General features: G+C 41.7%; 13 protein-coding genes, 2 tRNA genes and 1 pseudogene. 4 read left to right on the forward strand and 12 right to left on the reverse strand.

Translation table 11 applies throughout. From position 1 onward, the window contains the following. Positions 1 to 28: 28 nt before the first annotated feature. Positions 29 to 1,444: a bifunctional UDP-N-acetylglucosamine diphosphorylase/glucosamine-1-phosphate N-acetyltransferase GlmU gene (gene glmU, locus HXT25_RS00350; RefSeq protein ID WP_116437739.1), complete on the reverse strand. Its 1,416-nt coding sequence runs from the start codon at positions 1,442 to 1,444 to the stop codon at positions 29 to 31. 72 nt (positions 1,445 to 1,516) lie between these two features. Further along, positions 1,517 to 1,589 (reverse strand) — tRNA-Arg (locus tag HXT25_RS00355). A gap of 249 nt (positions 1,590 to 1,838) precedes the next feature. Between HXT25_RS00355 and HXT25_RS00360 the strand changes: the two genes are divergently transcribed. Beyond that, a tRNA-Leu gene (locus tag HXT25_RS00360) sits at positions 1,839 to 1,912 on the forward strand. A gap of 276 nt (positions 1,913 to 2,188) precedes the next feature. Here HXT25_RS00360 and pyk read toward each other — a convergent pair. The 6 genes and pseudogenes from pyk to HXT25_RS00390 all read right to left on the reverse strand — a co-directional run bounded on the left by pyk (position 2,189) and on the right by HXT25_RS00390 (position 8,308). Further along, a complete protein-coding gene (gene pyk, locus HXT25_RS00365) occupies positions 2,189 to 3,628 on the reverse strand; it encodes a pyruvate kinase (RefSeq protein WP_422118552.1) in 1,440 nt (479 codons plus the stop codon). Positions 3,629 to 3,868: 240 nt separating this feature from the next. Further along, positions 3,869 to 5,983 (reverse strand): excinuclease ABC subunit UvrB, encoded by a 2,115-nt coding sequence (uvrB, locus tag HXT25_RS00370; protein ID WP_422118553.1) that lies wholly within the window; start codon positions 5,981 to 5,983, stop codon positions 3,869 to 3,871. Between the two features lie 90 nt (positions 5,984 to 6,073). Further along, complete coding sequence (gene coaE / locus HXT25_RS00375; protein WP_422118554.1) at positions 6,074 to 6,745, reverse strand: dephospho-CoA kinase; 672 nt, start codon at positions 6,743 to 6,745, stop codon at positions 6,074 to 6,076. A 69-nt stretch (positions 6,746 to 6,814) separates the two neighbouring features. After that, positions 6,815 to 7,387, reverse strand: coding sequence for a TM2 domain-containing protein (locus tag HXT25_RS00380; RefSeq protein WP_020759461.1), 573 nt, complete (start codon positions 7,385 to 7,387; stop codon positions 6,815 to 6,817). 224 nt (positions 7,388 to 7,611) lie between these two features. Continuing rightward, a pseudogene (locus HXT25_RS00385) lies at positions 7,612 to 7,728 on the reverse strand (dephospho-CoA kinase); the annotation flags it as partial. A 55-nt stretch (positions 7,729 to 7,783) separates the two neighbouring features. Beyond that, on the reverse strand, positions 7,784 to 8,308 hold the full coding sequence (locus HXT25_RS00390) for a GNAT family N-acetyltransferase (RefSeq protein WP_016833167.1): 525 nt from the start codon (positions 8,306 to 8,308) through the stop codon (positions 7,784 to 7,786). A gap of 301 nt (positions 8,309 to 8,609) precedes the next feature. On the opposite strand from HXT25_RS00390, the gene HXT25_RS00395 reads away from it, so the two are divergent. After that, complete coding sequence (locus HXT25_RS00395) at positions 8,610 to 11,033, forward strand: sialidase family protein (RefSeq protein WP_422118555.1); 2,424 nt, start codon at positions 8,610 to 8,612, stop codon at positions 11,031 to 11,033. Between the two features lie 142 nt (positions 11,034 to 11,175). Here HXT25_RS00395 and HXT25_RS00400 read toward each other — a convergent pair whose 3' ends face one another. From HXT25_RS00400 to HXT25_RS00410, 3 genes are all read right to left on the reverse strand, one after another. Then, complete coding sequence (locus tag HXT25_RS00400; protein ID WP_009994376.1) at positions 11,176 to 11,505, reverse strand: TM2 domain-containing protein; 330 nt, start codon at positions 11,503 to 11,505, stop codon at positions 11,176 to 11,178. Between the two features lie 231 nt (positions 11,506 to 11,736). Then, entirely contained in the window at positions 11,737 to 13,239 is a 1,503-nt protein-coding gene (rpsA, locus tag HXT25_RS00405) for a 30S ribosomal protein S1 (RefSeq protein WP_004113153.1), read from the reverse strand. Positions 13,240 to 13,401: 162 nt separating this feature from the next. Beyond that, positions 13,402 to 14,286 carry a bifunctional methylenetetrahydrofolate dehydrogenase/methenyltetrahydrofolate cyclohydrolase gene (locus tag HXT25_RS00410; protein ID WP_020759463.1) on the reverse strand — a complete coding sequence of 295 codons (885 nt, stop codon included), beginning with the start codon at positions 14,284 to 14,286 and terminating at the stop codon, positions 13,402 to 13,404. Between the two features lie 243 nt (positions 14,287 to 14,529). Between HXT25_RS00410 and HXT25_RS00415 the strand changes: the two genes are divergently transcribed. Then, positions 14,530 to 15,603, forward strand: a complete 1,074-nt coding sequence (locus tag HXT25_RS00415) for a metal ABC transporter solute-binding protein, Zn/Mn family (RefSeq protein ID WP_004114839.1) — start codon at positions 14,530 to 14,532, stop codon at positions 15,601 to 15,603. Positions 15,604 to 15,736: 133 nt separating this feature from the next. Here the strand turns inward: HXT25_RS00415 and HXT25_RS00420 are convergent, their stop codons facing one another. Continuing rightward, on the reverse strand, positions 15,737 to 16,333 hold the full coding sequence (locus HXT25_RS00420; protein ID WP_009994378.1) for a CarD family transcriptional regulator: 597 nt from the start codon (positions 16,331 to 16,333) through the stop codon (positions 15,737 to 15,739). 146 nt (positions 16,334 to 16,479) lie between these two features. Between HXT25_RS00420 and glgB the strand changes: the two genes are divergently transcribed. Next, positions 16,480 to 18,753: a 1,4-alpha-glucan branching protein GlgB gene (glgB, locus tag HXT25_RS00425; protein WP_004117613.1), complete on the forward strand. Its 2,274-nt coding sequence runs from the start codon at positions 16,480 to 16,482 to the stop codon at positions 18,751 to 18,753. Positions 18,754 to 18,786 lie beyond the last annotated feature (33 nt).

Raw genomic sequence — 18,786 nt, forward strand, 5'->3', positions numbered from 1 at the left:
TTAACTATCGAACTAGCGAACTATCGAACTAACGCTCCCAAGCTGGCTTCCAGCCTTCTACAACGTGCTGCGTATTTTCTGAATACACCATGGAATCCGCTGGAACATCGTGACGCACAACAGATCCTGCACCCGTTGTAACTCCATCTCCAACAGTAACGGGAGCTACAAACAGGTTTCCTGCGCCAACATGCGCGTTAGAGCCAATAGTCGTGTGATTCTTATGCACACCGTCGTAGTTTGCTGTAATTGTACCACCGCCGATATTCGTGTGCTCTCCCAAATCAGCGTCGCCCATGTAGCTTAAGTGTGGAACCTTAGTGCCGTTTCCAATATGCGCTTTCTTCATCTCCACAAACGCGCCCGCTTTGCTCTCCTCGCCAAGCACATTTCCTGGTCGCAAATACGTCCACGGACCAATGTTTGCAGCGCGGCAAATATGTGATTCCTGCACACGCGAGCGCTCCACAACCGCGTCTTCATCTACTTGCGCATCGACAAGCGTAGTGTATGGTCCTACAACCGAACCGCTTTTAACAATCGTTTGCCCTTGCAAGAAGCACCCTGGAAGTACCGTAACGTCTTCTTGCAAAACAACATCGTCTTCAATCCACGTTGTTTCAGGGTCTAGAATCGTTACGCCTTCAAGCATCCACTTTTCGCAAACGCGCTTGTTGTATGCTTTTGCAAGCGCAGCTAATTGAACGCGTGTATTTACGCCTTCTACTCTCAACGAATCTGATGCTGCCATTGCTCCAACTCGACCCATTGTGCGAGCGTGCTCTAGCGCATCTGTTAAATAGAATTCGCCTTGAGCGTTCTTGGAATTAAGGTTAGATATTGCGTCTGTAAGCACTTCCGCATCGAACACATACACAGATGTGTTCACTTCCTTAATCGCAAGCTCTCCTGCATTAGCATCTTTGTGTTCAACAATTCTTAGCACATCACCATTTGCTTCTCGCACAATTCGCCCGTAGCCAGTGGCATCGTCTAAAACAGCGGTTAAAACAGTTGCTACATTGCCTTGATTATTGTGAAAATCAATTAATGATTGCAATGTTTGCGTGTCTAAAAGTGGCATATCACTTGCCGCAATTACCACAGAACCTTTAAGCGCACTACCACATTCTTGTTTTGAAGCTTCATTAAGATCTCGCATTGCGCACTGCACTGCCCTGCCCGTTCCAGGCTTATCATCCTGGTTCACAATACGCACGGCGTTATTGTAGCTTTGCGCAGCTGCCGACACTCGTTGCGCTTGAGCGTGCACTACAACAGCAAGCTCCTTAGGGTTTACGCCTGCCATTGCGTTCATTACGCGATTTAAGAACGTTTTTCCAGCGAACGGATGCAATACTTTCGGCGTTGTTGAACGCATGCGCGTCCCATCACCTGCTGCCAGAATTATCGCTGCGGCTACATTATCATTATGCTTTTCCACGCGCGCTCCTTGTTTTTATGAGATATTGTCGAAATGCTTTCGAAATAATACAAGAGCAGAAAATCAAACAAGTGCCCCCGACGCGATTCGAACGCGCAACCAACGGATTAGAAGGCCGTTGCTCTATCCATTGAGCTACAGAGGCGCAAGTCGCAATTATACCAAAATTCTTACATCAACACACCCAGTCTTAAATAATTTGCAAATTAATATTTCTGTTTTGACTCTGTTTTGACTCTGTTTTGATTTATATTTATTTATTTTGATTTTACTTTGGGTTTTTGGTGCTCGGCTGCTAGCGACTTTTCCGCACGCGCAACACGCGGTATATTTGATTACTCTACAAAATGTGGTATAGTCATCAAGTCGCGTTAAAACGCGGATAATTTAAGATGCCCCTGTATCCCAATTGGTAGAGGAAACAGCCTCAAAATCTGTGCAGTGTGAGTTCGAGTCTCACCGGGGGCACGTGCACAACGCCGCTTAACATTCTAAGCGGCGTTTTTGTTATCTTCTCTCTCACGCGATTTTGCACGATACACAAACGACACACTTAATCCTCGTAGCGTTTTCATTACTGCGTTTGTTCCCTTTTTGGCTCAAATGGTAAACAAACGCGGGAATAGACGACTTCGAGTTTAAATCGTAGCGTGAGAAATCACCAGATTCATGCTAAACGAAAACGCGCACCCAAAAGGATGCGCGTTTAAAAAAACTAACGATTAACTAGCAATCAACTAGAGATTAATCGCAAGCACCAACGGTGTGAACGTAAATAGAGTCGGTACGACCAGCCTGGCGCTCACCCTGAGCAGTGCTCAAAACAACAATCTTGTAGCCGTCTTCAACCTTACCAGCTTCACGAAGAACCTTGTCGGTGAAGATCATAAGATCGTGACGGTTCATATCGTGGTAGTCCTCGCTAATCAAGAAGCCTTCAGTGCCCCAGCTCAAAGCCAACCAGTGATAAGTGTGCTCATTGTTGGTCAAGCCGTAGATTGGAGCAGCTGGGCGTTCGCGAGAAATGCGATGCACAGTGCGACCAGTCTGAGTGTAAGCAACAATCGCCTTAGCGTTAAGCTTGTCCGCCAAGTCAACAGCTGCAGAAGAAACTGCACCCGTGCTAGACATGTCAAGCTCCACAGATGGAATGCGATCATAGCCATTTTCAGTCGCGTATTGAGAAATACGAGACATGGTCTGAACGGTAACTGCTGGATACTTGCCGACTGCGGTCTCGTTAGATGTCATAGTTGCATCGGCGCCGTCAAGAACAGCGTTAGCGCAATCAGAAGCCTCTGCACGAGTTGGAACTGGAGAGTTAACCATTGATCCAAGAACTTCAGTAGCAACGATTACTGGCTTTGCGTATTGGCGAGAAAGCTCAATGCAGCGCTTGGTAACGAGTGGAACCTGCTCAAGTGGCATCTCCACTGCCATATCTCCACGAGCAACCATAATGCCATCAAAGGTCTTAACAATCTCTTCCAAGTTTGCAACAGCCTGTGGCTTCTCAATCTTTGCAACGATTGGAATGCGGCGGCCTTCTTCGTCCATGATTTCGTGAGCGCGATCAATATCGGTAGCAAAACGCACGAACGACATTGCAATAATGTCTGCACCCGTGCGAATAGCCCAACGAAGATCAGACTCATCCTTTTCGGTCAATGCTGGAAGAGAAACGGCAACGCCTGGAAGGTTAATGCCCTTGTGGCTAGAAACTGGGCCAGCAACAACAACCTTAGTGTGTACGTCGTTGCCTTCTACCTTGGTAACCTCAAGACGAACCTTGCCGTCATCAATCAAAATTGGATCGCCTGCGTGGCAATCTCCTGGCAAACCCTTGAAGGTTGTGGAAGTGCGATGCTCATCACCCTCAATATCGTCTGTGGTTATGACGAACTCTTGACCCTCTTCCAAATAAACCTTGTCTTCGCCTTCAGCGTTCTTCTTGAACCAGCCGCAACGAATCTTTGGACCTTGCAAATCAACAAGAGCAGCAACATTACGACCAGTGGTCTTTGAAGCTTCGCGCACATTGTTGTAAACGCGCAAATGATCTTCAGGAGTGCCATGCGAACGGTTTAAGCGAGCAACATCCATGCCAGCTTCAACAAGCTTGGTAATACCCTCTAACGATTCGGTAGCTGGTCCAATAGTATCAACAATTTTGGCTTTTCTCATAATGCCTGCCTGTTTCCTTTGTTTATTTTTAAATGGGAAAATACCCACTTTCCGAGTAATAGTGTACCAGCAAATTGTGACCTATAGACAAAACTCGCGCTTATTTATTTATCGCGTCTATTTATTAGGCACACTTATCACTTAGCAACACTCATTTATTAAAACACTATTACCTTGCGACTAGCTACGATTAATCACTACTAGCTTATTTATACGCGATTAACTCACGATTAATCATACTCACTTATTAGCCTCATCCATTTGACGCAATTCTTTCTTTAGATCGCGTATTTCGTCACGCAATCGCGCTGCAAGCTCGAATTGCAACTGTTCTGCAGCAACATGCATCTGCTCACTCAGATTCTTAATTAAAGAAATAATATCGTCTTGCGGCAACTCAGAAATATTCGCCATACGCTTTTCTTTACTTTGCTGCCCAAGATTTGGCTCTTTTGGCACGCCATAATGCGAGTTCCCAGCCTTATTAGCATTCCTGTAACCGCCTGCTAGCAAAGTTTGAGTATCAACATCCTCTTTAGCAAGCATGTCGTTCACGTCACTAATCTTCTTTCGCAAAGGCTTAGGGTCAATTCCGTGAGCCTTGTTGTACGCGATTTGCTTTTCGCGGCGGCGCTCTGTCTCGCTAATCGCCTTGCTCATAGCATCCGTAACAGCATCCGCATACATAATAACAGTTCCAGAAACGTTACGAGCAGCGCGGCCAATCGTCTGAATAAGCGAGCGGTAAGATCTTAAGAAGCCTTCTTTATCTGCATCTAAAATCGCAACCAGCGAAACTTCCGGCAAATCCAAACCCTCACGAAGCAAATTAATGCCAACAATCACATCAATTTTTCCTTCGCGAAGCTCGCGCAAAAGCTCCACTCTGCGCAAAGTATCAACATCCGAATGCAAGTACTCAACTTTAATACCAAGCTCCAAAAAGTAATCAGTTAAGTCTTCCGCCATTTTCTTTGTAAGCGTAGTAACAAGCACGCGCTCATCTTTTGCAACACGCGCCTTAATCTCCGCAAGCAAATCGTCAACCTGCCCTTCCACAGGTCGAACCTCAATCTTAGGGTCAAGCAAGCCAGTTGGGCGAATAATCTGTTCAACTACGCCATCCGAAAGTCCCAACTCGTAATCTCCAGGTGTTGCCGAAAGATACACAGTTTGACCAACATGCTCCAAAAATTCTTTCCACTTTAACGGGCGATTATCCATTGCAGAAGGCAGTCTAAAACCATGCTCCACAAGCGTTCTTTTGCGCGAAGCATCGCCTTCATACATAGCTCCGATTTGCGGCACGGTTACGTGCGACTCATCTAAAACAAGCAAAAAGTCGTCTGGGAAAAAGTCAAGAAGCGTATGCGGAGGCGTGCCTGCATCGCGCCCGTCAAAATGCCTCGAATAATTTTCCACTCCTGGACACACTCCAACCTGTCGAAGCATTTCCAAATCGTACGTAGTTCGCATTTCCAAACGCTGAGCTTCCAGCAATTTGTTCTGCTTTTTAAGCTGTGCAACTCTTTCGTCGCGCTCTTTCTCAATCGCCTCAAGCGCGCGCTCCATGCGCTCAGGACCCGCAATATAGTGAGATGCAGGGAAAATATGAACACTACTCTCTTGGCGAATCACTTCCCCAGTAAGCGGATGCAACATTGTAATTCTGTCGATTTCGTCACCAAAGAACTCAATTCGCACAGCTAATTCTTCGTAAACTGGAATAATCTCAACTGTGTCACCGCGCACTCTAAAAGTTCCGCGCGTAAAAGCAATGTCATTGCGCTTGTATTGCATGCTAACAAATTGACGTAATAAATCGTCTCGCTCAAGCTGCTCCCCAACGCTTAACATAAGCATTCGCTCGGCATACTCCTCTGGGGTACCAAGTCCATAAATGCAAGAAACAGTAGCTACAACAACGCAATCCCTGCGCGTAAGCAAATTCGCTGTAGCTGCGTGACGAAGACGCTCAACATCGTCGTTAATATTCGAGTCTTTTTCAATATACGTGTCTGTTTGCGGAATATACGCTTCTGGCTGATAGTAGTCGTAGTAAGACACAAAATAGCTCACAGCATTATCTGGCATAAGCTCACGAAACTCCGCGCAAAGTTGAGCCGCAAGAGTTTTATTCGGTTCAATAATAAGTGTCGGTCGTTGCAAACGCTCAATTAGCCAAGAGGTTGTAGCAGTTTTACCAGTGCCAGTTGCGCCCATTAAAACAACGTCGTTTTCGCCGTTTTCAATGCGATTAGCCAGCTCTTCGATTGCTTGCGGCTGGTCGCCCGAAGGCGCATACGGAGCTTTTACTACAAACGGCTTGTTTGTGCGCTGAATTTTATTCGACATTATTTTTTCTCCAAGAGCATCAAGAGCATTTTATTTATTTTATTAAAGCCTAACAATCGCGCGGTTGCTTGCGATTTTTCCTTTGAGTCTCTAATGCTCCTTACTAATCCACGTTTTAATTTTTGAATCAACGCTTTTAAGCATAACTTCCATAGGCTTTGTGGAATCAACTACAAAATCCGCGATTTTTTTGCGCTCAATCTCTTCAACTTGATTACTTATGCGCTGCTCCGCCTGATTCTGGCTCATTTTGCGCTCGCTTATCATTCTCGCAATGCGAACATCTTTAGGTGCTTCAACTGTAATAATATGATCAAAACTAAATGGAATGCTGTCAATTACTTGCGCGAGAAGCGGAATATCGTGCACAATAACAGATCTTAAAGATGCTCGTTCACTGCAATCTTCTTTAGAAATTTTCCTAGAATACTCGCTTATATACTCACCTTCTAAAGTCTTCGCTAAATCATAAATAGCAGGATGAATAAGCGACTCAATCCTGCTTAACGCTTGCTTATGATTTACATCATCGCCAAAAATATGCTCCGCAATAAACTCGCGATTTAAAGAGCCATCATTCTTAACAGCATTTTCCCCAAAAATGCTTACGATTTTCTGCAAGACTGCGCTTCCCGGTTCCACTACTTTACGCGCTAAAACATCGTAATCTATAACAAACGCGCCAAACGAACGCAAATAATTTACTACTGTAGATTTTCCAGCAGCGATTCCGCCCGTTACAGCAATCCGCATCATTGTCATATTTTGATTATAATTAATGCCCCAGTAACTAATTACCGGGGCATTATATGCTAAATAGTAATTGTAAAATTAGTCTTGAAGTTCAGCACCATCGGCATCCTTATGCCACTTAGAACCAGGCTGAGAGCAAAGAATGCAAATTCCTTCAATAAATGCCCAAATTCCAGAAACAAAAGCCAGCAAGCCGAAAGAAAGAATAGAAATAAGAAGCTGGGCAATAGCCTTGCCTTTAAAACCAAGATAGAAATTGTGCACACCCAAAGCGCCCAAGAAAATCGCTAACAGGCCTGCAGCAATCTTGTTACGAGAGCTTCTGTATGTGTTTGATGAATAATTAGACCCATAGTTAGAGTATGAAGATGCTTGATTGTACTGAGGAGTAGACTGAGAGTACTGACCATATTGCGGCTGAGCATTGTACTGAGGCTGAGCATATGAATTCTGATTATACTGAGTCTGACCATACTGTGGCTGAGCATTGTACTGAGGCTGAGCACCATACTGGGATTGGTTGTTATATTGTGGCTGAGCCTGGTTATACTGCTGGGACTGATCATTGTACTGTGGTTGTCCGTACTGAGTCTGTCCGTCAGAGCCTGAGTAATCTCCAGTTTGCTTATCTAAATCACTCACAATAATCACACTTTCTCTCGTAAGAAATTTATTTTCTTAAAAACTGTATAATAAAAAATTAATAAATCAAAGCGTTATTACTAAAGATATTAAAAGATGCCCCGATGATTACTCACCGAGGGCATCTTATTTATAAGATTTTAGTAGAAAACTACTTCTTTTCGCTCAAAAGCTGTTCACGCAAAGCTGCGAGCTGATCGGAATCAGCTAAAGCACCTTCGGTAGAAGCCTCATTCACGCGCTAAAACATCGTAATCTATAGCAAACGCGCCAAGCGAACGCAAATGATTTGCTACTGTAGATTTTCCAGCTGCAATTCCGCCCTTTACCGCAATCCGCATCATTGTCATATTTTGATTATAAACGATACATTTCTCACAATAACGTAAGTTTTAATTGACCCAACTAAAACTTCTTATATAGCACGCAGTAAATAGACCCGTAATAAGATTTCCAATTATCGGTTAATAAACTGTATCCAAGCTTATTATAAAAATCTAAAGCAACAGCATTATTATCTTTTTCTGTAGATAAAATTATTGTTTTATATAATTTAAGATTTTCGACTTTCTTCATAAGCGCACTGCCAACGCCTATATGCTGAAACTCAGGATCTACAAACAACTCATTTAGCTCTAAGCTTTGATTGTACCAATCATAATTTTCTGATAAAAATGGCTTAATTTTATTCGCATACCAATTATCTTGTAATAATTCTATGCCATATAAAACACCGATAATACGATTATTCATTGTAGCAACAAGTAAAAGCGCACTATTGTTATCTTTCAAACTATCTAATATGCGCTCACGAACATTATCTATACGATCCAGTTCTTTAGGGAATGCTTTTAGATATAAATCTAAAATTATATTCATATTATCTTTGGCTTCTAAATAATCTAATTTTTTAATTTCAATGTTCTTCATAAAAATCCTTTATACAAGCTACTATCCGTATTACAACACAACATATTTAATCGACATATGCATATTTGATTTTACATAACCATCGTTATATAAGTACTAATTATTATTTTCGAAATATTTTCGCTTATATTCACTTAATCAATATAATTTCTTCTTTTTATCATAAAATTCAACATACGTCACATGTCATATGAATGATTTAGAATCTACAGATACGAGGTAATTGTTCTCGCAAACTATAAAGACAAAGATGTAATTTATAGGTAATTACTTATACGCCTTCAATGAAGAAAGGAATATAATGATTGGAACAGCGCATAAAGTTTGCAAAAATATTTTCTCAGCAATTCTTACATCTGCAACAATTGTGTCACTTAGCATAGGTGTAGCATCAGCAACTACCCCCCCCCCCGAACAAACTGAACCAGTAACATTTACGATTACACGTACGGATGATTTAAAAAATGATGTTCGAGTTGGGGATACGCTAAGATATAAGCTGACTTACACAAATAATACTAATCACAATGTGACTGTTTGGCCAACTAAAAGTAATCTCACTGCTGTGGCCGTTGAAGGAAATAATGGTAACTGTAGATGGAGAGATCTACAACCAGGAAAAACTGTATCATGCACGCAAGGATTCCATATAACAGAGAATTCTGACATTAAAGAAAAAGGTTTCACTCCGTCAACCGATTGGAAAATTAGCAAAGATGCAAATGGTAATGAAGTTATATCTACTCCAAAATTAATTGGCGAAAAAGTTACAAATATTAATCCAGTTCCAAGGCCTAGAAAAGACGGGGATCCTATTAGATTAGCAACAATAGGTCAAACTGTGGAAGGACTAACTGGAAAACCTTATTATAGAATACCTGCAATAGCTGAAGCTAACAATGGTTGGATTCTTACAGCTTGGGATTATCGACCAAATGGTGCAGCTGATGCCCCTAATCCAAATTCTATTGTTCAAAGAATATCTAAAGACGGTGGAAAAACTTTTGAAAAAATACAAATCGTAGCAAAAGGAAAAGAAAACTCAAATAAAGATGGACTCTCAAATAAATATGGATTCTCTGACCCTTCATATGTTGTAGACCAAGAAACAGGCAATATTTTCTTATTCTTCGTAAAATCATACGATGGTGGCGTATGGGATTCTACAGCTAGTACAGATAAAAGTGATAGACATATTTTAGACGCTGCTGTTACTTGCTCAAAAGATAACGGTTTAACTTGGAGTGAGCCAAAAGTTATAACTAAAGACATAACTAAATATCCAAAAAATGAACGAGCTAGATTTGCTACTTCTGGGCATGGTATTCAACTAAAATACGGAAAATATAAAGGTCGTTTAATACAACAATACGCAATAGTAAACAGTTCCAATGGAAGTGTGCAAAGAAACAATGAGAAGTGGCAAGCAGTATCTGTATACTCTGATGACCATGGAGTAACTTGGAAAGCTGGAAATCCAGTTGGACTAGGTAAAGAACAAAGCCATATGGATGAAAATAAGGTTGTAGAGCTTTCTGATGGAAGAATTATGTTAAACTCTAGACCACATGAAGGCGGTGCAAATAATCATAGAATCATTGCTTTTTCTAATGATGGCGGAGAAACGTATGGTAAAGCATACAAAGATGAGACACTGCCAGATCCAGGTAATAACGCTCAAATAACAAGAGCATTCCCAGATGCTCCAATTGGATCTGATGCAGCTAAAATCCTCTTATATTCATCTTCTTCTGGTTCTGGAAGAGCAAATGGCTTGATACGTGTCTCATATAATGATGGAGAAAATTGGACAGAAGAAAAGGGATTCAAGAATGGTGCAATGGCGTACTCCACTATTCAAGCTTTAAGCCAAAAAGCAGGAGGCGGCTATGGTCTTCTATATGAGGGCGATAATAATGACATAATGTATACGAGAATTTCTGCTGACTGGTTAAGTATACGTCCTAACATAACCTTAGCTTCCACAACTAAAATTAATCTATCCACCAAAGAGATAAGTCTTCCTGTGGTAAATCCTACGAGTACTAAATATGAAAATATTAAAGCTACGTCTATAAATACAAGTGATTTTACTGCATCAAGCGATTCTATAACAATCGAAGCGAATAAAACTACATATATTCCTTTGAAAATTGAAGTGCCTAAAACAGCAAAAGTTGGAGATAAACTTACTGCAAAAATTCGTATTGCGTCTGCAAACAAAAATCAAGATCGTTCAAGCACAGAATTATCATTTGAAACGAGTATAACTTTAAATGTTGCAAGTGAAACTAAAGATTCTAGTACTCAAACAGATCCTCTACCTAACAATCAATCACATACTGATACACAAACAGGAAAAGATCCTGAAACAACACAATCCGAAGAGGAGATAAATAAGAATAACAATAAACAGAATAGCAGCACATTTAACATAGATAAAGAATATTCTCAAAATTACAGAAAGGATTATTCTAATACAGACGATTCCAGAACGAATTATCATTACTCTTCAAAAGCAAAACAGGATAATTACAATGTGGATAACAACAGCATTGATAATGAAAATAATGATAAGCATTATAGCAAATCTGGCAATGCTTTAGCAAAGAATAGAGGAATGATGCAAAAAACTGGAATCAACACAACTATTCCTTATGCTTTAATGATTCTATTAATAGCTATCTCTGCAGCATTAATGAAATTAAAAAATATGCAATATTAAAGAATAAGTATATTTGCTATATTATTCATTTGTTCTAATGTTTTAGGCATAAAAAATAAAAGATGCGTTTTGGAAATTGAATTCTAAAACGCATCTTTTATTTGTAAAATTACTTATAAATCTTAATACTAAATATTTATTTTTAGTCTTTTAACTCAGCACCATCAGCATCTTTGTGCCACTTACTTCCAGGCTTTGAGCAAAGAATCAAAATACCCTCAACCAATGCCCATATTCCCGTAATAATCAACAGGAAACCAAAAGAAAGAACAGAAATAAGCAGCTGTGCAATCGCCTTTCCTTTAAAACCAAGATAAAAATTGTGCACACCTAAAAATCCTAAGAAAATCGCTAGCAAACCTGCAACAATTTTATTGCGCGAGCTTACTAAAGTTGCTTTAGCGTTTTCCTCATTATTACCATCATACGAAGGGAACTGAGGATTTTTCTGATTGTTATCAAACGTGCTCATAATCTTCACCAATCCTTTTAAGAATTATGATTAATGTTTAAAAGCATCATATAATCATTATTCTTAAAAGAAAATTAATTGTACCTATATTTAATTACAAAACTTGAGTCACAAAAATACTCGTAAAACATACTCAAAACAGTAACCAAACAGTAACCAAACATAAACAAAATTGCCCCGATGGTAACTCATCAGGGCAATTGTTAATAAACTTCTAGTAGAAAGTAGAAACTACTTCTTTTCGCTCAAAAGCTGTTCGCGCAAAGCTGCGAGCTGATCGGAATCAGCTAAAGCACCTTCGCTAGCTGCTTCAGAAGAATAGTTGGAAGCAACTTCTTCCTTCTTTTCTTCCTTAGCTGGCTTCTTTTCAGCTTCTTCGTTCTGACCATCAGCGGCTGCGGATTCTGCTGCAGCTGCGAGTTCCTTAGCGGCAAACACCTTGTGCTGCTCCCACAATTCGTGAGCTGCTGCATACTGTGCTTCCCACTCTTCGCGCTGCTGCTCGTAACCAGCAATCCACTCGTTAGTGTTTGGATCGAAGCCTTCTGGGTACTTGTAGTTTCCTTCTTCGTCATACTCAGCTGGCATGCCGTAGAGAGCTGGATCGAAATCTTCAGAATTTGGATCAACAGCCTCGTTAGCCTGCTTCAAGGAGAGCGAGATACGACGACGATCGAGGTCTACGTCAATAACCTTAACGAATACTTCTTCGCCACCCTTAACAACAGTTTCTGGGTTCTCTACATGACGGTTAGCAAGCTCGGAAATGTGAACCAAGCCTTCGATGCCGTCTTCAACGGAGATGAACACACCGAACTGAACAATCTTGGTGACCTTACCCTTAACAACCTGTCCAGGAACATGGGTACGAGCGAAGCGCTGCCATGGATCTTCCTGAGTTGCCTTAAGGGAGAGGGAGATGCGTTCGCGATCGAGATCAACGTCGAGAACCTCAACAGTGACCTTATCGCCAACCTTAACAACCTCGGATGGGTGATCGATATGCTTCCAAGAAAGCTCGGAAACGTGAATGAGACCGTCAACACCGCCGAGATCAACGAATGCGCCGAAGTTCACGATAGAAGACACAACGCCTTCACGAATCTGACCCTTCTTAAGCTGCGAAAGGAAGGTCTCGCGAACTTCGGACTGGGTTTCCTCGAGGAATTGACGACGAGAAAGTACAACATTGTTGCGATTCTTATCGAGCTCAAGAATCTTAGCCTTAATCTTCTGGCCAATGTATGGGGAAAGATCGCGAACGCGACGCATTTCAACGAGGGAAGCTGGCAAGAAGCCGCGCAAACCGATGTCTACAATCAAGCCGCCCTTAACAGCCTCAATAACGGTACCTTCAACAATACCGTCTGCATCCTTGATCTTCTCAATATCACCCCAAGCACGCTCATACTGTGCACGCTTCTTGGAGAGAATAAGACGTCCTTCCTTGTCTTCCTTAGTTACAACAAGGGCTTCGATGGTGTCGCCAACTTCAACAACATCATCTGGATCAACGTCTTTCTTGATGGAAAGTTCACGGGAAGGGATTACACCTTCAGTTTTGTAGCCGATGTCCAACAATACTTCGTCGTGATCAATCTTTACGACTGTACCTTCAACTAAATCACCATCGTCAAAATTCTTGATGGTTGAATCGACTGCCTTGATGAAGTCTTCTTCGGTGCCAATATCATTAATCGCAACCTTGGCGACTTCGTTATTATTCTCTGCCATTACTTATTAGTGGTTTCTTCTTGGGGTGGATATTACTCGATATTAAATTATGACTTTTGTACGCGCACTATGCACGCGCTCTGTCAATGTTATATATAGGCATAGCCAAAATCGCCGTTTTACTTCGGGCGTGTCGCGCTACTTGATATTTGCTACTTAACACTACTCGCCGCTTGCTGCTCGCTCAGCCATGTCAACAACATTAGCCAATAGCATTGCGCGAGTCATTGGACCCACTCCACCAGGATTTGGCGAATACGCTCCCGCGACTTCTCTACAAGCAACATCAACATCGCCTTTTACACGATATCTGCCCACTTCTTCATCAAAAACGCGCGATACACCAACATCAACCAACACACATCCAGGCTTAACATCGCAAGGCTTTACAAATCCAGTGCTGCCCATTGCTGCAATAATAACGTCGGAGCGCATCATAATATCATGCAAATCGCGCGTGCGCGTGTGGCATAATGTTACAGTTGCATCTACTCCCCTGCGCGTAAGAAGCAGCCCGATTGTTCGTCCAACAGTAATTCCTCGTCCAAGTACGCACACATTTTTGCCTTCAAGATCAATGTTATAAGCATCTAGCAGTGCCAAAATTCCTCGCGGCGTGCATGGAAGAGGTGTAACAATATCTCCCGAAATATGCATAACCAGCTCGCCTAAATTGTACGGATGCATTCCGTCGCAATCTTTTGCAGGGTCTATTGCCTCAATAATCTTCTTAGAATCCACGCCTTTTGGCAAAGGTAATTGCACTATAAAACCTGTGCAGGAAGGGTCATTATTTAATTTTTCGACAGCAGTAAGAATTTCGTATTCGCTAGCGTCTTCTGGCAAATCGCATCGGATTGAGCGAATCCCCACTTCTTCGCAATCCTTGTGTTTTCCAGCAACATACTTCAACGAACCAGGGTCGCTTCCAACTAAAAGCGTTCCAAGCCCTGGATTAATGCCCTTTTCTTTAAGCTTTTCTACTCTATTTTTTAAGTCGCTTTTAATACTTGCAGCTAGCGCTTTCCCATCTAATACAACAACCATGATTCACTTCCCAGCTCGCATGTTAATTCTTATGTTCAACTTACAAATCATCTAATACAATTCGTACACGTAGTATATTCGTATGGATAGGCTATCGTGAGGTATAGAGGTGCGCGACACAACTACTAATAACAGGATATTAATAATAGAATGGTATTTATTATTAGTAATACAACTTATTAGCTGTACCACAGCAGTACCACACTTTTGTACGTGCACGCTGTTTACGGAAGGGGCGCAAAGATGTGTGAAAATACTTTTCATTTAAGTCGCGCAAAGAAAATATGCAAAGCGATTTTAGCTTGCGCAATTGTGCCATCAATGTTGATTGGCATGGCTGGGTGCGGTGCAAATTCACAATCTTCTGAAAAAACAACACATACAAAAAAAGAAATTAAACAAATTAAAGTTGTTTCCACACTTGAATCTTGGGCAAGCTTAGCCAGAGAGATCGGAGGCAACGATGTTGTTGTTAAGTCAATAATAAACAAGCCAGATGTTGATTCCTCCTCATTTAAACCATCCAGTAAGGATTTGCAAAAACTTTATGATGCACAAGTTGTGATTTCTAACGGGGCTGGATATGACAGTTGGATTGCAAAATACTTATCTAAAAAGAGCGAAACAGTAAATGCTGCTTCTACAGTTGGCGCTTTAAATGGTGATAATCCTTACTTATGGTTGTCCAAAGATGCGAGAAGTGCTATGGCGTCTAATATTTGCGACGTTTTCTCTAAGATTCTTCCGTCAAAGAAGAAGATTTTTACTAAAAGACTTAATACTGTTAAATCTCAAGAAAAGAATCTTGACGAGTATATTGAAAAGTTTGGTAAAGATCACAAAAACTTAAAGTATGCGTCGACTAATCCTATTCTTTTCTGGCTTATGTCAGATATGAATATAGAGGATTCTACTCCTAAAGAATATGCTACTCAGGCTGCTCAAGACGATGCTATTGATAAGACTAATGTGGACAAATTCCAGAAATTAATAGAAGAAAGAAAATTTGACGTAATAATCAACAACAGTCAACGCAATAATACTGACATAAGCATTTTGACTGGAACAGCTGGAAGAAGCTACACGTCTGTGATGTGGGTTAACGAGCTCATGCCAACGTATGCAACCGATTTAAGAAAATGGGTTATGAAAATTTGCGAAGACATTGACAATGCCGGTAAAGCTACGATTAACATGAGAAAAGAGTTGGGAAAGCACGAAGCCTCTCAGCAAAATAAGCCTATTACAGAAAAGCCTACAGTTTCTAAGCCAGATCCAAGTAGGTCTAACAAAGGTCAGCAGGATCCTGGAAAGTAAATCTGAAAAATAAAAATAAGTAGAAGATATAGGAAGATATAAAAAAATATAAATAAAGAATAAAATTCACCTCCTAAATTTTTATAACTTAGGAGGTGAATTTTTATGTCCTATTTCTTTTTAGTTTTATGTCCTACTTCTTTTTAGATTTTTTAGACCTCTCGGCAAGCAATCTAAGAGTATCTGCAGCAGCTTCTTCTGGAGCTTGAGTATGGTGTTGCTCATCTCCAGGCAGAGGATCAGCATATCCAAGATTCACATTTAACAAGCGTTCTGCCTGCTCTTCGTCAATCTTTTCAGATAATGCAATTTCCGAAATAAGAATACTGCGAGCGCGAGCAAGCATACGCTTTTCTCCTGCAGACAAACCATGTTCGTCTACATCTCGCTGTGATAAATCTCGAACAACTTCTGCAATCTTGTTAACATCGCCAGTAGCGATTTTCTCAACATTAAGCTTGTATCTACGAGACCAATTCATTTCTTTTTCGAGAATAGGAGTGCGTAAAATTTCAAAAACTTTAGCAACTTCTTTTGCGCCTACAATATCTCGAACGCCAACTTTTTTGACATTGTCTACTGGGACATTAATCTCTAAACCATCTGAAGACAATACAACTAAGCGTAAGTATTGCCTAGTAATACCTTTGACAGTGCGTTCACTAATTTCCTCGACTCGAGCCGCACCATGACGAGGATAGACGACCATATCGCCGACTTGATAACCCACAGAACCCTCCGTATGCACAGAAAAACTCATTTCAGTTTTCCATAAGGCAAAGACTTGAGGCTCGAAAAGATATTTTTTTGACTGATTAGTCAAACTTTGCTCAAAACACACAAGACATACGCAAATAATGTTGTATGATAGACAACATGAGTACAGTATCTAACATCAATGAAGATGCAATCGCAATGGCTGTCCGTCAGGACGTGCTTGCTGCGGTCAGCAACGCAGAATACTACAATCCACACGAGGTCCTTGGTGGACATCTCGGAACTGGCAAAGGCGCTGGTACTGCCACGGTTCGCGTATTGCGACCAATGGCCAAGAAGGTAACAATTCTTACTAAGGGCGGAGAATACGAAGCCAAACACGAATACAACGGTATTTTTACTGCTGTTGTTCCTGCCACAAAGCATTCTAAGAGCAAAGAATGGTCTGTTCCTAGCTATCGTATCCGCACTGTGGAAGTGGATGGAACTGAGTCTGTAGATGATGATCCGTACCGTTACTTGCCTCAGATTGGCGATATGGACATGTATCTGTTTGGCGAAGGCAGACACGAAAGACTTTGGGAAGCACTGGGTGCTCATGTTAAAAGCATTACCGATTCTTGGGGTCTTGTTAGCCCAGAAACAGGCAAGATGGTTAAAAAAGTTACTGGAACTGCTTTTACGGTGTGGGCGCCAAACGCACGCGCTGTAAGAGTTGTTGGCAACTTTAACTATTGGAATGGTCGCCGCCACGCAATGCGTTCTCTTGGATCTAGCGGTATTTGGGAGCTTTTCATTCCAGGAGTAGGTGCAGGCGAAGTTTATAAGTTTGAGATTATGACTCAAGCTGGAAACTGGATTATGAAGGCAGATCCTATGGAGCGCTCTCATGAGCTTCCACCTAATACTGGATCTGTTGTTGTTGATTCCGAATTTAAATGGCACGATAGCGAATGGCTTGAACATCGCGCAAAGACTAATGCTCACGATGGTCCTGTAAGCATCTACGAAGTTCAGGCAAATAGCTGGAATCGCGATTACGATAATTATCGCGAACTTGCAGATCACCTGGTTGATTACGTTCAGCAAGAAGGCTTTACTCACGTTGAGTTTATGCCTCTTACCCAATACCCGTTCTCAGGTTCTTGGGGTTATCAGGTGACTGGTTATTACGCTGTTGACTCTAGGCTTGGAAGCCCAGACGACTTTAAGTACTTGGTAAACAAGCTCCACAAGGCTGGCATTGGTGTGATTATGGATTGGGTTCCAGCACACTTCCCTAAGGATGACTTTGCTTTGGGTAGATTCGACGGCACTGCGCTTTATGAAGACCCTGATCCTCTTCGCGGCGAGCACCCAGATTGGGGAACGTACATATTTAACTTTGGCAGACACGAGGTTCGTAACTTCTTGGTTGCTAACGCCTGCTTCTGGCTTAGCGAGTATCACGTTGATGCTTTGCGTGTAGACGCTGTGTCTTCTATGCTCTACTTGGATTACAGCCGTGAAGCTGGTCAATGGCGTCCAAACATGTATGGCGGACGCGAAAACCTTGAGGCTATTGACTTTATTAAGGAAGCAAACGCTACTGCATACAAGAATAATCCTGGAATTATGATGATTGCAGAAGAGTCCACTGCATATCAAGGAGTTACTGCTCCTACAGACATGGGCGGCTTAGGCTTTGGCTTAAAGTGGAATATGGGCTGGATGCACGACACTTTGCAATACCTTAAGGAAGAGCCGATTAATCGCCGTTGGCATCACAACGAAATCACATTCTCTATGGTTTACGCATATTCCGAACATTATGTGTTGCCTTTGAGCCACGATGAAGTTGTCTATGGCAAGGGATCTCTTCTTGGAAAGATGCCTGGAGACGAGTGGCAGCAATTTGCTGGCCTTCGTGCGCTTTTGGCATATCAGTGGTCTCACCCAGGAAAGAATCTTCTGTTTATGGGTGGAGAAATTGGTCAGTCTTGCGAATGGAACTTCAACAATTCGCTTAATTGGCATGAGCTTCAATGGCCGTTCCATCAAGGTGTACAAAAGTTGGTAGCAGATCTTAACGCTTTGTATAAGAGTTCTAGAGCATTTTGGAGCCAAGACTTTACGCCAGACGGATTCCAGTGGCTTACTAGCGACGATTCTGATCACAATACTTTAAGCTACATTCGTATTGGTGATAACGGTGAAGAAATTGTTGTGGTTGTTAACTTCTCTGGTCAGGCTTGGCAAGATTATCAAGTGGCATTGCCTAAGGGTGGTCAATGGGAAGAAGTTCTTACAACAGACGACGCTAAGTATTGTGGTTCTGATATTCACAATGGCACATTCACAGCCGCTGCTGAAGAGTATCATTCAAGACCATATTCTGCAAGGATTACTGTTCCAGCGCTTGGAGCTGTATTCCTTAAGCCAGTCAGCAAGTAGTTAGTTGATAATTAATAACTTAAGTTAGGAATC

Source organism: Gardnerella sp. DNF00476, assembly GCF_049262735.1.
GTDB classification, from domain to species: Bacteria; Actinomycetota; Actinomycetes; order Actinomycetales; family Bifidobacteriaceae; genus Bifidobacterium; species Bifidobacterium vaginale.

Coding starts and splice junctions, on each gene's coding strand:
- pyk (WP_422118552.1), bottom strand. CDS start 3,628: ATGAGAAAAGCCAAAATTGTTGATACTATTGGACCAGCTACCGAATCG.
- uvrB (WP_422118553.1), bottom strand. CDS start 5,983: ATGTCGAATAAAATTCAGCGCACAAACAAGCCGTTTGTAGTAAAAGCT.
- coaE (WP_422118554.1), bottom strand. CDS start 6,745: ATGACAATGATGCGGATTGCTGTAACGGGCGGAATCGCTGCTGGAAAA.
- HXT25_RS00390 (WP_016833167.1), bottom strand. CDS start 8,308: ATGAAGAACATTGAAATTAAAAAATTAGATTATTTAGAAGCCAAAGAT.
- HXT25_RS00395 (WP_422118555.1), top strand. CDS start 8,610: ATGATTGGAACAGCGCATAAAGTTTGCAAAAATATTTTCTCAGCAATT.
- HXT25_RS00400 (WP_009994376.1), bottom strand. CDS start 11,505: ATGAGCACGTTTGATAACAATCAGAAAAATCCTCAGTTCCCTTCGTAT.
- rpsA (WP_004113153.1), bottom strand. CDS start 13,239: ATGGCAGAGAATAATAACGAAGTCGCCAAGGTTGCGATTAATGATATT.
- HXT25_RS00410 (WP_020759463.1), bottom strand. CDS start 14,286: ATGGTTGTTGTATTAGATGGGAAAGCGCTAGCTGCAAGTATTAAAAGC.
- HXT25_RS00415 (WP_004114839.1), top strand. CDS start 14,530: ATGTGTGAAAATACTTTTCATTTAAGTCGCGCAAAGAAAATATGCAAA.
- glgB (WP_004117613.1), top strand. CDS start 16,480: ATGAGTACAGTATCTAACATCAATGAAGATGCAATCGCAATGGCTGTC.